Origin of the sequence: Pyxidicoccus fallax (assembly GCF_012933655.1) — a bacterium.
GTDB lineage: Bacteria > Myxococcota > Myxococcia > Myxococcales > Myxococcaceae > Myxococcus > Myxococcus fallax.
Map to the genome: position 1 here is coordinate 1 of NZ_JABBJJ010000302.1, position 15572 is coordinate 15572.

The following is a 15572-nucleotide window of genomic DNA, read 5'->3' on the forward strand; positions in this document are numbered from 1 at the left end:
GGGGAGGAACTGGTGGTCGCGGAAGAGGAGGTAGAAGCCCTCGCCCGGGGCGAGCGGGTCTCCCACCGCGGAGTGCAGCTCGGGGATGTGCACCTCCAGGTGCCGGGCCAGGCTCTGCCGGAAGGCCTCCGCGGCGGTGTGTGCCAGCGCCTCGCGGCGGGAGCGCATCTGGGCGCGGGCGTCCTCGCGCTCCTGATGGAAGATGCGCTGCAGGCTGACCAGCCCCCAGGCCAGTGCCAGGAGGCCGCAGCCCAGGGCCACGAGCGTGGGAAGGAGGCGGCGCGGCATGGGAGTCCCCTCCGCCCACTATCTCACAGCCGCCAGCCCCAAGAGACCTTTCCCTTACACCTCGGGGCGGAGGATGGTGTCCCTAGGAGAGCGGACAGGCGAACTTCCGGTCCACGGGCTGACAGCGGGGAGCACGCGCCGATGGCGCGAGCGGGTCCGGGTGCGGAGGTTGGGTGGCTGGAGGTGCACGCATGCGCGTCGACTTTCCCCTGTCGCGTCCGGGGCCCGGGGGCCCGGTGGTGCTGTGGGGTGGAGCGCTCCCCGCCGGCAGCCTCAAGTACCTCACCTTCGCGCGCTACATGGAGTCGGTGTCGCCGGAGGCCCGGGGCCTGGTGGAGCTGTCGGGCGCCTCCACCGCGCTGGCGCTGGATGCGCTGGGCCGGGAGCGAGGGCTGCCGGTGGTGGCGGTGACGGACGCCAAGGGCACGGCGTACCTGCGCTCACGGGGCTTCGGTGGCGAGGTGCGCACCGTGCGCGGCTTCAACGAGGCCTGGGAGGTGGCCCTGGGGTACGAGCACCAGGGCTGGTGCTGGCCCCGGCAGCTCGCCAATGGGGCTCTGGTGGAGTGCGTGGAGTCCTGGGCCACGCGGCTGCGCGAGCGGGTGCGCGACGCGTTTCCCACCGTGCGCAGCGTCGTGTGCGGCTTCGGCACGGGCGCCACCGTGGTGGGGCTGCACCGGGCCTTCACGCCGCTCGGCTACGACGTGGTGGCCCTGCAGCCCGCGCCGGGCCGGACGATGCCCGGCTGGCGGCGCTGGGTGGAGCAGAGCCTGGGAGAGGAGGACCTCTTCTACCCGTACCGCGAGCAGGTCCCGCTGGAAGCCGCCGGGGCGACGTGCACCGACGGCCTGGGGGCGCTGCTGGCCCACGCCCGGGCGGAGCACCGGCCGGAGGAGGTGCTCGTCATCTCCCATGACGCGCGCCCTCCGTTCGGCTGAGGGCTACGGCTGCTGCTGCTGCTGCGCGCCCGCGCCACCGCCCCGGCCCCAGCCGGCGCCACGCATCGGGCGCTCCTCGCGCCGCAGCTCCTGGTACTGGGCCTTCTGGCCCTCGTCGAGCAGCGCGTTCATCTCCCGGTCCGTCTGCTCGCGCTCGGCGCGCAGCTCCTGGCGCACGTCGCGCGGGCTCTTCGTGCCGGCGCTGACCTCCTGCAGGAGCGCCTGGCGCTTCGTGTCCTCGGCCTGGAGGCGGCGCGTCAGCGTCTGCTCCTGGTTGTAGTTGAGCCGCGCGTCGCTCACGAACTTGCGCACGCGCTCGTTGCGCTGCGTCTGGGCCTGGGCCTCGGTCTGCATCCACGCCTGCTGGCGCGTCTCACGCTGCTCGGTGCGCATCTCGTCCTGGACGGCGCGCACCGCGTCCTTCAGGTAGGCGCGCCCGCCCTCGGAGTTCAGCGCCTCGCCGGCCACCATGCTCCGGACCTCGGCGCGAAGCTGCTCCAGCTCCGCGGTGAGCGCCGCGGGAGCGCCGGCCACCACGCCGCCGTCCGCGGAAACCACCGGACGCTGCTCCAGCGCGATGAGCCGGCGGGACAGGCCCAGCGTGGTGTCCTCCAGCGCGCGCACCCGGCGCTCCAGGTCCTCCACGTCGGCCGGGGAGGCGCCCACGGGGGCCTCCTGCACGACGGGGGCGGGGGCGCTCTTCTCTCCCGAGCCCCAGAGGGACACGCCGAGCGCGGCGGAAGCAAGGACGAGGGAGGCGATACCGAGGAGCTTGTTCATGTCTTCTCCGACGGAGGCGGGGGCCGCGTATTCCATACCCCGCCCGGCCGGAGGGCTCCACCCTCACACAGGGTGCGTGGCAGTCCTACCCGAGGTTGCGGCGGGCGGGCGTCGGCCCCTGGAAACGCATGAAGCCGCGCGTGGCCCGGACGGGCTCGACGCGCGGCTCCAGTGCTTCAGCCGTCAGCCGGAATCAGGCGTTGCGGCGGACCATGGCGACCTCGAGGTTGCGCTCGGTGAGGTAGCCGTTGGCCAGCTTGCCCGGGCGGTACATCTTCCCGCTGTCGTCCACGTAGAAGCGGTTGTTCGGGTTGGTGTCGGCGCCCTTGGCCTTCTGCGACGTGCCCGGGTCGTGGAAGGTGTAGTAGGTGCGGCCCTTCTCGTCGACGCCGCGGCCGGTGATGACCACGAAGTGGTCCGTCAGCTTGTCCGCGTTGTAGTCCGAGTCCTTGTGGCTCACGCCCACGACGACGGGCTTGCCCGCGTTGAGCTGCTGGTCGATGTAGTTGCGACCCTCGGCGGCCTTCTTGGAGTTGATGGACAGCTGGCCCTTGGAGTTCTCGCCCGTGGCCACCTGGATGCGGTTGTCCGGGCCCGTCACGGTGGCGCCCGCGGCCTTCGCCATGGCGACGGCGGCCTTGAAGCACGCGGTGTCGCCGGGGGTGAAGCCGTGGCCCCCCTCGTACTGGCTGTAGAAGGGCACCTTGACGTTCTTCGACGCGGCCTTGTCCGGCTTCGCGGTGGCGCCCGTGTCCTCCACCGGCTTGTTGCCCTGGGGCTTGTTCTCGGTGGCCGGCTTCGTCTCCGGCTTCGCCTCCGGCTTGGAGCCGCCGCCCGCCTGCTCCTTCTTGAGCATGGCCAGCGCGTCCTTCACCTCGTTCTTGAAGCGGTTGGCCACGCCCTCCTGCACGTCACGCGAGTTGCGCGTGAAGTGCACCAGCTCGCCGCTGCCGTTGCGGCGGCCGCGCTCGGCGTAGACGGCCTTGATGATGTCCTCGTCGCTCATCTTCGAAGGGTCCTTGCCCTTCATGGCGGCCTTGAAGATGTCGTCCGAGTTGTTGCGGTGCTGCACGGAGGTGGACCAGGCCACGTCCTGCAGCGCCTTGGAGCGGGTGGTGACGTCCAGGCCGGTGGCCTTCTTGATGTTGGCCACCTGCGGGTCGTAGTGCGACTTCTTGATGGCGTCGTGCTGCGCCTGGAAGAAGCCCTCCGGGTCCTTCTTGGCCAGCCCCTTCCAGGCGGCGGTGAACTCCGCGCTGCCGGGCGTCTTGCCGGCCAGGGCCTTGTGGTACTCGGGGTAGGTGTTCTTCAGCCCGTCCACGAACTCCTTCGCGGAGCCCGTCTTGCTGGCGAACTGGTAGGCGCCGTAGGACACGCCGCCCGCGTCGCCCTTGCCCGTGGACACGGTGCCGGGGCCCTGCGCCTCGTACTTGCGGCTCAGGCTGCCCAGGTCCTTCGAGGAGGCGGGGCTGCCCTGGGTGGGCTTGGACGTGTCGGTGGTGGGCTGGGTCGGCTTCGTCTCGGGCTTGAACGAGTCCACCGGCTTCTGCGGCTTCTGCGGCTTGCTGCCGGTGCCGGGCTTCGCCTGGAAGTCGTCGGACTTGCCGGGGAGGCGGAGGACCTGACCCGGGTGGATGAGGTCCGGGTTCTTGATCTTGTTCAGCTTCACCAGCTCGGCGACCGTGGTGCCGTTGGCCTTGGCGATTCCCGACAGATTCTCGTTACGGCTGACCGTGTGGTGGCTTCTGTTGTTGCTGACGCTCGTCATGTGTCCGTTCCCCAGCCGGGTGCCCTGTAGGCCCTGTGACGCTCGACCTGATGTGAGTCCTGATCCCATTATCCGCGGGTCCCGCAAAATGTTGCGTGGGGGGCCGGGTTTCATGTCGGAGAGGGTAGGTTCCAGGGCTCCGCGGTTTCGTTGGACCAGGGAGAAGAACGGATGAAGGGCAAGAGCGCGGTGCTGGGGTTGTTGGCGGCGGGCTGGGCGGCGGTGGCCCCGGCCCAGCAGGCGGGGGAGCAGCTCACGGGCGTCTACCGCAAGGACGGCGCCGAATTGGCGGTCCTCCAGGGCGACAACGAGACGTTGCTCTACTACGGGGCGGGCTTTCCCCAGGGCCAGAGCGTGGGCACCTGCGAGTGCCCCCTGGTGCTCCAGAAGAAGGACTCCGCCACGCGCTGGAGCCTGAAGAGCACCGACTCCGAGGACACGTGGACCCTGCGCCTGGAGCCCGGGCGGCTGTCGCTCACCGGCGGCAGCCCCGAGTGCTGTGGCGCGGGCTGGCCCGGGGAGGAGGCCTTCTCCCGGCAGGGCGCCGTCCCGCCGCGGACCTGCAAGGTGAAGGCGCCCCGCGCGTACTTCCATGCCCCGGACGCGCGGAACACCCAGCGCAAGGCCTTCGTGGTGGCGGGGGACACGGTGCAGGCCTTCGTGCCCGCGATTGAGCCGGACTTCGTCCCCGCGCGCTTCGCCGCCAAACGCGTGACGGTGGGCATGCTGCGGCGCGAGCAGCTCGAGTGCCAGCCGCAGCAGGGCAGCGCTCCGGCCGCCTCGGCCAGCACGGTGGACGTGAAGCCCATCGCCGGCCGCTGGGTGGCGGTGGACCGCAAGGGCAAGGGGTTCATCCTCAACGAGTACTGCGACGCCAACGTCCCCTCCATCGACATCAAGGCCCCGGGCGTCCTGAACATCGACTACGGCCAGGAGGACGAGGAAGTGGAGGTGAAGGGCCTGAAGCCCGGCGCGGCGGGCGCGTACTCGGTGGACGTCCAGTTCTCCGGAGGCCAGCGCGAGACGCTGGCGTGGAAGGTGGTGGACGCGAAGCGGAGCGTCATCGAGCTTCGCGGTCGCACCCAGTACTTCGCGAAGGGGCAGCTCTACGTCCGCGAGGACAAGAAGGGCGGCATCCCCGTGAAGAAGGAGAAGTGCGAGCCGCACGAGTAGCGCGCGGCCCGCACCCCGGGCTCAGGCAATCTTGAAGGTGTCCAGCTCCGGCACCGGCTCCAGCAGCAGCGGGGCCGAGTGCAGGTAGGCCGTGGAGCGGCGCTTCTGGTCGATGTCGTCGTAGACGCGCTGCACCTGCCTGGGCGTCAGGCCCATCACCTCGGCGGCCTCCTCGGTGGACACGCCGTGGTTCCTGGCCCACATGAGCAGGTCCAGCTGCGAGTAGTGCACGGAGAAGTAGAAGTCCTCCTGGGACTGCGGAAGGCTGAAGGTGTCCGTGGTGGGCTCGCCGCTGGTGATTTCGTCGATGACGCCCAGGTGCTTCGCCAGCCGGTAGACCTGCGTCTTGTAGAGACCGGCGATGGGCTTCACGTCCGCCGCGCCGTCACCGAGCTTCACGAAGAAGCCCTGGTCGTACTCCAGGCGGTTCGGCGTGCCGGCCACCGCGAAGTTCAGCCGGTCCGCGTGGAAGTAATCCATCATCTTCCGCGTGCGCTGCTTGAAGTTCGTGGCGGCGACAATCTGCGTGTACGCCTGGGGCGTGAGGCGGAAGCGGCGCTCCTCGCCGTTCACCTGCACCACCACGTAGAAGAAGTTCACCGCGTCCGTGTTGAGCCGGTCGCCGTGCATGACGATCTTCCACTTCATGTCCGGGGTGAACTCGGGGAACACCGAGCGCACCGCCTCGTCGCGCTGCCGGTAGCAGCCCGCCGCCTCCAGGATGGGGGCGATGTCGTGGAGCTGGTACTTGATGCCCAGCTTCTCGCAGAGCTTGCGGCCCAGCTGCGAGCTCCACCCGCTGGAGTCGCGCTCCGGCAGGAGGATGCCGAAGACCCGGTCCGGCCCCAGGGCCCGCGTCGCCAGCGCCGCCACGCACGCCGAGTCGATGCCGCCGGAGATGGCCACCACCAGCCCGCGCTTCTTCAGCTTCTTGAGCACCGCCTCGCGCAGCTTCTCGGACAGCTCGGCCGCCTTGGCCTCGCAGTCCATGTCCAGCACCTGCTTGGAGAACTTCATCGTGTCCACCCTTCTCGATGCTTCACGAAGAACCGACTGACGAATACCGGGTGCGCAGCTCCGCCTTGAGCACCTTGCCGGCGGGGCCTCGGGGCAGCGCATCCGTGAACACCACGTGCTTCGGCACCTTGTGCGCCGGCAGCGACTCGCGGCAGAAGCGCCGCAGGTCGTCGTCCTTCACCTCGGCGCCCGTGTGCGGCACCACCACCGCGCAGGCCGCCTCGCCGCCCAGCGCGTCTGGCACGCCCACCACGGCCACTTCCTTCACGGCCGGGTGGCTCGCCAGGTGGTGCTCGAGTTCCGCCGGGCTCACCCGGTGGCCGTTCACCTTGAGGATTTCCTTCGCGCGGCCCACCAGGAAGAAGAAGCCGTCCGCGTCGCGCCAGGCCAGGTCTCCCGTCCACAGCCAGCCGTCGCGCAGCACGGCCGCCGTCTCCTCGGGCGCGTCCAGGTAGCCGGGCGTGACGTTGGCCCCGCGCGCGACGAGGTGGCCCGTCTCGCCCACGGGCAGCGGCGTGCCGTCCTCCGCCACCACGCGCAGCTCCACGCCGGGGATGCCGATGCCGATGGAGCCCGCCTTCTCCTTCGCGAGCCTCGGGGGCAGGTAGCTCAGCCGCGCGGTGGCCTCCGTCTGGCCGTACATGACGTACAGCTCGGCGGGGTGGAAGGCCTCGCGCGTCCACTGAGTCGTGTCCGGCGCCATGCCTCCGCCGGCCTGGGTGAGGTAGCGCAGCTTCAGCTTCGACAGCGCTTCGGGGCTGGCCTGCCGCTTCAGCAACTCGAAGGTGAGGGGCACGCCCGCGAAGCCGGTGCTGCCCTCCGCCGCCATGGCCTCCAGCACCACCTGCGGGTACATGAAGCGAGGGTCCAGGAACACCGAGCCGCCCACGAGCAGGTGCGTCTGGAGGACGCTCTTCCCGTAGCAGTAGTGCAGCGGGAGGATGAGGTGCGCGCGGTCCGCGGGCGTCAGGCCGAGGTACTCCACGATGGAGCGCGTGTTGGCGGCGATGTTGCCGAAGGTCTGGATGACGCCGCGGGGCGTGCCCGTGCTGCCGGACGTGTAGACGATGGCGGCGTGCGCGTCGGCCGGAGTGGAGGGCAGCGTGTCGAGCGGCGTGGGCTGTGCTTCCGGGGCGAGTGCGCCGTCCTCCTGCACCCACGTGCACGCGGCGGGCGCGAGCACCTGGAGCATGCGCTCCGGCGGAGGCGAGGCATGCACGACGTACAGGTGACTCAGGACGGGCTTGCCGGTCCACCGGCGCGCGTCCTGGCCGAAGAGGAAGGCCTGTCGCGCGCCCGTCTGCGCGAGGATGGCGTCGAGCGACGCGGCGCCGGCCTCGCGGTCCAGCTCCACCGCGCACGCGCCCAGCGCCTGCACCGCGAGCCCCGCCACCACCGCCGCCGGGCCGAGGGGCAGGGCGATGAGCACCTTGTCACCCTGGCCCACGCCCGCCGCGCGCAGGTGGCCGGCCAGCGCCAGCATCCGGTCCGCGAGCTGCCGGTAGCTCAGCCGCACCCACGGCGAGTCCACCGCGGGCGCGTCCGGCGTCCGCGCGGCGTGGGCCAGCACCCACGCGGGAGAGGAGTCCACCCTGCTCATGCGGCCTCCCGAGCCACCGTGGGTGGCTCCGTGTGTCGCGGCGCGCACGTTGAGGAGATGTGCACCCTGCTCATGCGGCCTCCCGCGCCACCGAGGGCTGCTCCGCGTGTCGCCGCACGCGCGCTGGGGAGAAGTCCACCGCGCTCATGCCGCCTCCAGCACCACCGCGTCCACGTCCGCCTGGGGCGGAGGGCGCGGGTGGAGAAAGTGGTGGGCGAGCAGCTGCGTGGACGCGATGGCGAAGAGGGCCATGGTGTCCGCCTCGCTCTCCGTGGAGTTGGGTGCACGCAGCTTGGCCACCAGCCGCTCCGCCTTGCGAGCATCGAAGACGCCCACCTTCGCCACCGCCTCGGGCGCGAGCAGCTCGCGCGCCCAGGCCGGCGCGTCCGGGCCCACCAGCGCTCCGGCGATGGGGGCGCGGTAGGGGAACTTGCCGCGCTCCAGGATGGACGCGGGCACCTTGCCACGGGCGAAGCGCTTGAGCAGGTGCTTCTCGTCCAGCCCCTTCAACCGCAGCCGCTCCGGCACGCGTGCGGCGAACTCCATCACCGCCGTGTCCAGGAAGGGGAAGCGGCCCTCCACCGCGTTGCCCAGCAGCATCCGGTCGCCCTGCGCGGACAGGAGGTAGCCCGACAGCAGCGTCTTCGCCTCCAGGTACTGCGCGCGCGCCAGCGGCCGCCACCGGGCCACGTGCTTCGGCACCGTCCGCAGCACCGACGCCACCGGGTCCTCGTCCGCCACGCGCGCGGCGAACTCCGGCGCGAGGAAGCGCAGGATGCGACCGCTGTTGGCCCACCGCACCAGGTGCGAGAAGCCCAGGCTCTCCGGCGCGTCCAGCCCCATGCCGAAGAACTCGCGCAACAACTCCACGTTCTGCTGGCTCACCGACAGGGTGGGGTACAGCCGCCGCAGGAGCAGCGGGCGGTACTTCGACGCCGGGTGGCGCGCCCAGAACTGACGGACCTTCGTCTCCTTGAAGAGGTCGTAGCCGAGGAACATCTCGTCCGAACCCTCTCCGGTGAGGACCACCCGGATGCCGTTGTCCCGCACCCAACCACTCAGCCGCAGGAAGGGCGCGGGCGCGGAGCGCATCATCGCCTGCTCGGCGTGGAAGATGACGCCGGGCACCAGCCCGCCAATGTCCCCGTCACGCATCTCCACCACGCGGTGCCGCGTGCGCAGCTCCTCCGCCACGGTGGCTTGATGCTGGCGCTCGTCGAAGCGCGCGTGCGCGAAGCCCACGGAGAAGGTGCGCAGCGTGCCGCCGAGCTGCTCCTGCGCCAGCGCGCACAGCAGACTCGAGTCCAGCCCGCCCGACAGGTACGCCGCCACCGGCACGTCCGCCCGCAGCCGCAGGCGCACCGCGCGCTCCAGCACCGTGCCCAGCTCCTCCAGCAGCCTCGGTGCGTCCGCCGCGTCCGGCGTCACGCCGAAGTCCAGGTCCCAGTACCGGAACACGTCCAGCTTCCCGTCCCGGAAGCGGGCCGAGTGCGCGGGTGGCAGCAGGCACACGCCCTCGAACGAGGTGCGCGGCGCCACCGGAGACCAGAGCTGGAAGGTCTGCTTGAGTCCTCGCGCGTCCAGCGCAGGCGTCACCAACCCGCCCGCGAAGAGCGCCTTGGCCTCCGAGCCGAACGCCAGGTGCCCTCCGGGCAGCTCCGCGTAGTACAGCGGGCAGATGCCCACCCTGTCGCGCGACAGCCACAGCGTCCTGTCGCGTGGGTCCCACAGGGCGAAGGCCCACTGGCCCTCGAAGCGGCGCACGCAGTCGATGCCCCACGTGAGGAACGCCGCGAGGATGACCTCCGTGTCCGAGCGCGTGCGGAACGCGTAGTGCCCGGCGAGCTGCTCGCGCAGCTCCACATGGTTGAAGATTTCGCCGTTGAAGACGACGGTGAGCCCCGTCGCGGTGTCCCGCATGGGCTGGTGCCCGCCCTCCAGGTCGACGATGGACAGCCGCGTGTGGCCCAGGCCCACGCCGTCCAGCACCAGGGCCCGCTGCGCATCGGGACCCCGGTGCTTGATGCTGGCGGTCATCCGGCGCAGCCGCCGCGCCGCCCCGGCGTCCCCGCCCGCCGGAAAGGTGAAACCCGCGATGCCGCACATGGCGTGGCCCCCTTGTCCTCTCAGCTGGCCCGCGACAGCTGCTGCTTCTTCTCGACGAAGGCCACCACGCGCGACAGCGAGTCCAGGTTCTCCGGCACCAGCTCGCGGTCCTCCAGCTTGATGCCGAAGTCCTGCTCCAGGAAGGCCACCAGCTCCATCATCCCCGTGGAGTCGATGAGGCCCTTGCGGAGGAAGGAGTCGTCGTCCGAGAAGTCGTCCACGAAGAAGGTGTCGACGATGAAGCCGCGAATGCGCTCACGAGTGCTCATGGATTCCGTCCTGTCTGTGTATGGGGGTGAGAAGGGTGGAGGCCCGGGCCGCGCGGGAGGCGGACCGGACGGGAATGCCTGCCTGGGGTGACGCCTCAGGCCCCGGACTCGCGGGAGACCAGCTCCAGGCTCATGTTGCGAGCGGGGTTGCCCATGGCGAGCGTGTCCGGGGGGACGTCGTGCGTGACGATGCTGCCCGCGGCGACGACGGAGCGGGCGCCCACGCGCACCCCGGGCATGAGGATGGCCCCGTGCGCCACCCAGACGTCATCCTCGATGACGATGGGCGCGGTGGTGCGTCCGTCCCGGTCCGCGATGCGCACGAACGACGCGAACATGCACCGGGCGCCAATCCGCACGGAGACCCAGGACTCCAGCGAGACGCCGTAGTTGAACTGGACGTCGGAGCCGATGACGAGCCGGGCGCCCTCGTGACACACGAGCGAACTCGGCATCATCCCGCCCACGAAGGTGAGCCGGTCCCCCAGCTCCACCGCGCCCTCGTTGCTCACCAGCATGGGCCCGTAGGCCGCCACGTTCTGTCCCACCGTCTGGAACGAGCGGAACAGCCAGCGCGCGCGCGCCAGCGCCACCGCGCGCTCGGCGCGGGGCGTCAGCGACTCGCGCAGGTCCTGCACGCGCGCCATGACGGACGTCAGCGGAGCGGGAAGCAGTCGCGCGTTCATCCGGCCACCTCCCGGCGAATCACTCGCGGAGGCGAGCCGCCCACCGTCACGGCGGGAGGAATGCGGCGGGAAATCACGGTGCCGGGGGCCACGGTGGCGCCCTGCTGCACGTGCGTGCCGGGGAGCAGGATGGCCCGCGAGCCCACCGTCACGCCCGCCTCGACGACGAGGGGGACGGAGGCGGGCCGCTCGTGCCGGTTGCCCCGCAGCGGGTGATGCTGGTTGTCCATCACCTTGCAGAAGGTGCCCAGCCGGGCGCCCGCGCCAATGGTGATGGATTGGAGCGCCTCGAGCGAGGCGCCGCCCTCGATGACCACGTCGTCGCCGAGGAGGATGCTGCCGCCCCGCATCGCATGCAGCTCGATGGGAGCCACCCGTCCGTCCAGTACCACGCGGTGGCCGACGCGGATTTCTCCGGGTCCGTGAATCCACACGCGGCCGAGCACCGTGGGGGCTTCCCCCACCACCCGGCATTTCCGAAGCTTCATTCGCGAGAGGAGCGAACTCCACCCGCGTGACACGGGAAGGATTGTCGGGGTCATGTCAGGGTGTGGCTTGGACCGCGGGAATGGGAGGCTGCACGGCGGGCGCCGGCAGGGTGGACAGGAAGGCGAGGAACTCGCGGGCGATTCGGACCTGGCCCGTGGCGTTGAGGTGGCTGCCGTCATCCGTGTACGCCGGTGACATGGCTGGCCACTCCTCGCCGTTCAGCTCGTACGTCTCCGCCAGGCCCTCGGGCCCGGTGGACTCGAACGCCGCCAGATCGAACAGCGGCGCCTTGCCGCCGTACGTCTGGCGCAGCAGCCGGTTGAACGTCTCGCGCTGCACGTTCTCCAGGGTGCCCCACACCGGCCGCCCCATCAGCTCCTTCATCCACGCCTTGGCGCCGCGCTGCACGGTGGTCAGCGGCACGGTGACGTGGGCGAACGTGGTGCCCGGGTGGCGCGCCTTCAGCCCGTCCATCGTCGCGCGGTACTTCTCGAACAGGGCGCGCGCGTCCGTGGTGCCGCTGAAGTCGATGTAGCAGAACTTGAAGAAGGCCACGTCCGCCCCCTTCGCGATGCCGCCGTCCACCCGCCGCTCGAAGTCGGCCAGCTTCGACTCGGGCTTCATGTTCTCGCCCACCCGTGCGTGCGCGAGGGTGCCCGGTGCCACCGTCTCCGTGGGGGACTTCACCTCCACCACGGGCAGGGCCGGGGCCACCTGCCGGACGCCATCGAGGATGTTTCCACCCACCGACTGATGGCCGAAGAAGATGCGCTGCTGGGACAGCTTCTCCAGGGACACGCCCGCCGTGGGCGTGGAGGCCGGCGCCGCGTACGCCGCGCCGTGGAGGGCCATGAGCATGACCGCCGGCAACACCAGCGCGCTCAGCCTCACGAGAAAGGTCCACTCAAAGTGCATGTGGACTCTTAAACCCGGCGCTCGGCAACCGTCAAAGGCCCCAGGGTCCAAGAGATCCGTGAGCCCATAAGTGCTGGAACTCCGGGCTTTGTATGAGGACCGACCAACTGCCCGTCCGCCCCGTGAGGAATTGGACGTCACGGCGTGTTGGACGGGGCGGCGCGGCTACTCCGAGCGCAGGGAGACCGCGGGGGACACGCGGCTGGCGCGCAGCGCGGGCAGCCAGCTCGCCAGCAGCGACACGGCGGCCAGGGCGGCGGCGACACCCAGGAAGACGGTGGGCTCGCTGGCGTCCACGCCATACAGCAGCGAGGCGAGCAGCCGCGTGCAGCCGAAGGCGGCCACGAGCCCCACGCCCACGCCCACCAGCGTCAGGCGCAGGCCCTGGCCCAGCACCAGGCTCAGCACCTGGCGCGGGTGCGCGCCCAGCGCCAGGCGGATGCCCAGCTCGCGCGTGCGCTGGCCCACGCTGTACGCCATGACGCCGTAGACGCCCACGCCGGCCAGCACCACCGCCAGCAGGGCGAAGGCGGCCAGCAGCCGCGCGGTGGCCGTGGGGCGCAGCAGCTGCCGGTCCACGCGGTCCGCGAAGGGCCCCAAATCATAGACGGGCTGCTCCGAGTCCACCGCCCGCACCTCCCGGCGCACCACGTCCGTCAGGGCCGAGGCGGCGCCGCGCGTGTGCAGGAGCAACGTCATGGTGCCCACCGGCACCTGCCCCATGGGCAGGTACACCTCCGGCCGGGCGGGGAGGGTGAGCTGGTCATGCCGCACGTCCGCCACCACGCCGACGATTTCGTGGAACGCCGAGTCCCCGTTCCAGTCCAGCTTCACCCGCCGGCCCAGGGCCTCGCCGCCAGCGAGGTAGGTGCGGACGAAGGCCTCGTTGACGATGGCGACGGGCGCGCCCCGCTCCCCATCCTGGGGCCCGAAGGCGCGGCCCTGCCGCACGGCGATGCGCATGGTGCGGAAGTAGTCGGTGCTGGCCACGCGGTACTCGGCCATGCGCTGCTCGCCGGGCTGGGCCGTGTCGCCCTCCAGGATGAAGTCCCCATTCGTGTTGGAGCTGCCCAGGGGCGCGTCGTTGATGAAGCCCACGGCCTCCACGCCGGGCTGCCCCGCCATGCGGCCCTCCAGCTCCGAGAAGAAGGCCCGCTGGGCATGGGCGTCCGTGTACTTCTCCGCGGGCAGCGTCAACCGCGCGGCCAAGAGGCCGTCCATCTCGAAGCCCAGGTCCACCGCCTGCACGTTGCGCAGCGTGCGCACCAGGAGGACGGTGCCCACCAGCAGCACCAGCGCCAGCGCCAGCTGCACCATGACGAGCCCGTTGCGCAGCGGGTGGTGGGCGCGCGCGCCCACGGCGCTGCCGGACTGCCGCAGCAGGGGCAGCACGTCCATGCCCGAGGTGTGCAGCGCGGGCGCCAGCCCGAAGAGCAGCCCCGCGCCCACCGACAGCGCCACGCTGAAGGCCAGCGCCGGGCCGCTCAGCTCCACCGGCGTCAGCCGCAGCATGCTGGCCGGCAGCAGGGTGCGCACCAGCTCCAGCCCCCACAGCACGAGCAGCAGCCCCAGCGCGCCGCCCAGCAGCGCCAGCAGCACGCTCTCCGCCAGCGCCTGCTGCATGCGCCGGCCCCGGCTGGCCCCCAGCGCCGCGCGGATGGCCCCGTCGCGCTGCCGCGCCAGCGTCCGCACCAGCATGAGGTTGGCCACGTTGGCGCAGGCGATGAGCAGCACGAAGGCCACCGCCGCCCACAGCGTCCACAGCATGGGCCGCGTGTTCGAGGTGAGGTGCTCCTGCCACCGCACCGCCATCACCCGGTGCGTCGACTGGCCCGGCTCCGCCCGGTCGATGGCCACGGCCACCCGCCCCAGGTCCTCCCGCGCGGCCTCCAGCGACATCCCCGGCGCCAGCCGCCCCAGCACGCTCAGGTAGTGCTGGCCGTGCGCCTGCGCGTCCAGCCAGTGGGGGACCCAGACCTCCGTGTCCTCGCTGAAGTCCGGGAAGGTGAAGTCCTCCGGCAGCACGCCCACCACGGTGTGGCTGCGCCCGTTGAGCACCACCGTGCGTCCCACCCCGTCCGCCGCGCCGCCGAGCGTCCGCTTCCAGAAGCCGTGGCTCACCACCACCACGGACGCGGCGTTCCCGGGCTGCGCGTCCTCGTCCGTGAAGTCGCGCCCCTGCGAGGGCCGCACCCCCAGCGTGCCGAAGAAGTCCGGGGTGACGCGCGCCGCGCGCACCCGCTCCGGCGCGTCCACGCCAGTGCGGTTGAGGTCCGTGCGCGCGTAGCCCGACAGCCGCGCGAAGCCCCGGCCGTGCTCCCTCCACCCCAGCAGCTCCGGCGGCGACACGGACGCCGTCTCGATGCGCTCCTGATGGCACCAGAGGCGCACCAGCGCCCCGGGCTCCGGGAAGGGCAGGGGCCGCAGCAGCATGGCGTGGATGGCGCTGAAGAGGACGGTGTTCGCGCCAATGGCCAGCGCGAGCGTGATGCCAGCGGCCAGCGTGAAGCCGGGCGTGCGCGACAGGGTGCGCAGCGCGTAGCGGAAGTCCTGGCGGAGGGAGTCCATATGCCCCATGCCCAGAGCGAAGGACATGCCAGCCCCGGTGTTCAGGCAACCCCCCGGCTTTGCGGGACAAGCTCCCCCCGCCACATCCCGCCCCCTGCACGGAAGCGGGATGTCGCGTCCCGGAAACGGACACCCGGGCCCGGCTCCCCGGCCACGGGCACACGGGGCAGGCGGCCCCGGGCCCGTGGGCGCCCGACGTCAGTTCACGTTCCAGCGCGCGGCAATCTCCTCGCACGCCAGCTTCACGTCATTCATCCGGCGCTGCTGGGCGCGCGGCGCGAAGTGCAGCCGGCCAGCGAACACGTCGAAGACGCCGACGAGGCGCGGGTCCACCGGGCCGCGCTGCTCCAGCCGCTCCTCCGCGTAGCGCTGGAGCACCGTGGCGATGTACTGCCCGGCGCGCTCGTCCAGCGGCGTGTGCTTGGAGAAGTAGAGCTTCAGCAGGCCGGAGCGCATCTGGCCCTGCGCGTCCACGCTGCGCAGCAGCACCTCCGGCCGCACGTTGATGGCCACGCCCGACAGCTCCAGCGGCGGCAGGTCCTCCTGCACCGGGCTGGCCACCGCGTGCGCCCCGAGCCCGTCCACGGACTTCAGGCAGTGCTGCAGCGCCTCGGCGCACAGCGCCAGCCGGTGCGCGTCGAAGTCCGACTCGGGCGCGGCGTTCAGAAGCCGACGCTGGTGGTAGCGGAGGATGACCTCGTCGCGGCCCTCGCAGAGGAACTCGACGATGGCCTGCGCGGCGGCGGGGTAGCGCAGGTACTGCGGGTCCACCGGGTGCTTCTGGCCGTGGATGATGCGCTTGCGCAGCGAGGGCGTCGCGGTCAGGTACTGGCCCAGCTTGTTGACGGAGACGCGCGGGTTCTCACGGGTGGCAGTCATGGCGACCTCTTTCCTTTCCGACTTCGTTGATGAAAGGAGACTACCGGAGGGGTCTGACATCCCCTCGGCCGCCCGCCTGCCCCTGTCTCTTATACA

Annotated in this window: 13 protein-coding genes and 1 pseudogene; 2 read left to right on the forward strand and 12 right to left on the reverse strand. The window is 71.4% G+C overall.

Annotated elements, in window-relative coordinates; all coding sequences use genetic code 11:
- A pseudogene (locus tag HG543_RS40975) lies at window positions 1–288 on the reverse strand (sensor histidine kinase); the annotation flags it as partial.
- 191 nt (window positions 289–479) lie between these two features.
- On the opposite strand from HG543_RS40975, the gene HG543_RS40980 reads away from it, so the two are divergent.
- Window positions 480–1226, forward strand: a complete 747-nt coding sequence (locus HG543_RS40980) for a pyridoxal-phosphate dependent enzyme (RefSeq protein WP_169350373.1) — start codon at window positions 480–482, stop codon at window positions 1224–1226.
- Between the two features lie 3 nt (window positions 1227–1229).
- Here the strand turns inward: HG543_RS40980 and HG543_RS40985 are convergent, their stop codons facing one another.
- On the reverse strand, window positions 1230–2006 hold the full coding sequence (locus HG543_RS40985) for a hypothetical protein (protein ID WP_169350374.1): 777 nt from the start codon (window positions 2004–2006) through the stop codon (window positions 1230–1232).
- A 193-nt stretch (window positions 2007–2199) separates the two neighbouring features.
- Window positions 2200–3774 (reverse strand): VgrG-related protein, encoded by a 1575-nt coding sequence (locus HG543_RS40990; protein WP_169350375.1) that lies wholly within the window; start codon window positions 3772–3774, stop codon window positions 2200–2202.
- 171 nt (window positions 3775–3945) lie between these two features.
- Between HG543_RS40990 and HG543_RS40995 the strand changes: the two genes are divergently transcribed.
- A complete protein-coding gene (locus HG543_RS40995; RefSeq protein ID WP_169350376.1) occupies window positions 3946–4947 on the forward strand; it encodes a hypothetical protein in 1002 nt (333 codons plus the stop codon).
- Between the two features lie 21 nt (window positions 4948–4968).
- Here HG543_RS40995 and nadE read toward each other — a convergent pair whose 3' ends face one another.
- The 9 genes from nadE to HG543_RS41040 form a co-directional block, all read right to left on the reverse strand.
- Entirely contained in the window at window positions 4969–5964 is a 996-nt protein-coding gene (gene nadE, locus HG543_RS41000; protein ID WP_169350377.1) for an NAD(+) synthase, read from the reverse strand.
- A gap of 22 nt (window positions 5965–5986) precedes the next feature.
- A complete protein-coding gene (locus tag HG543_RS41005) occupies window positions 5987–7564 on the reverse strand; it encodes a class I adenylate-forming enzyme family protein (RefSeq protein WP_169350378.1) in 1578 nt (525 codons plus the stop codon).
- Between the two features lie 144 nt (window positions 7565–7708).
- Window positions 7709–9670: an asparagine synthase (glutamine-hydrolyzing) gene (gene asnB, locus HG543_RS41010; RefSeq protein WP_169350379.1), complete on the reverse strand. Its 1962-nt coding sequence runs from the start codon at window positions 9668–9670 to the stop codon at window positions 7709–7711.
- Window positions 9671–9690: 20 nt separating this feature from the next.
- Window positions 9691–9939, reverse strand: coding sequence for an acyl carrier protein (locus tag HG543_RS41015; RefSeq protein ID WP_169350380.1), 249 nt, complete (start codon window positions 9937–9939; stop codon window positions 9691–9693).
- Window positions 9940–10034: 95 nt separating this feature from the next.
- Window positions 10035–10625: an acyltransferase gene (locus HG543_RS41020; protein ID WP_246357655.1), complete on the reverse strand. Its 591-nt coding sequence runs from the start codon at window positions 10623–10625 to the stop codon at window positions 10035–10037.
- A complete protein-coding gene (locus tag HG543_RS41025) occupies window positions 10622–11113 on the reverse strand; it encodes an acyltransferase (protein WP_246357656.1) in 492 nt (163 codons plus the stop codon). The genes HG543_RS41020 and HG543_RS41025 overlap by 4 nt, the downstream gene beginning before the upstream one ends.
- Before the next feature lie 55 nt (window positions 11114–11168).
- The gene (locus tag HG543_RS41030) at window positions 11169–12029 is read right to left on the reverse strand and encodes a hypothetical protein (protein WP_169350382.1); all 861 of its coding nucleotides are present in this window, start codon (window positions 12027–12029) and stop codon (window positions 11169–11171) included.
- Window positions 12030–12194: 165 nt separating this feature from the next.
- Window positions 12195–14624, reverse strand: coding sequence for an ABC transporter permease (locus HG543_RS41035; RefSeq protein WP_246357657.1), 2430 nt, complete (start codon window positions 14622–14624; stop codon window positions 12195–12197).
- Window positions 14625–14795: 171 nt separating this feature from the next.
- Window positions 14796–15476, reverse strand: a complete 681-nt coding sequence (locus HG543_RS41040) for a hypothetical protein (RefSeq protein WP_169350383.1) — start codon at window positions 15474–15476, stop codon at window positions 14796–14798.
- Window positions 15477–15572: the final 96 nt, after the last annotated feature.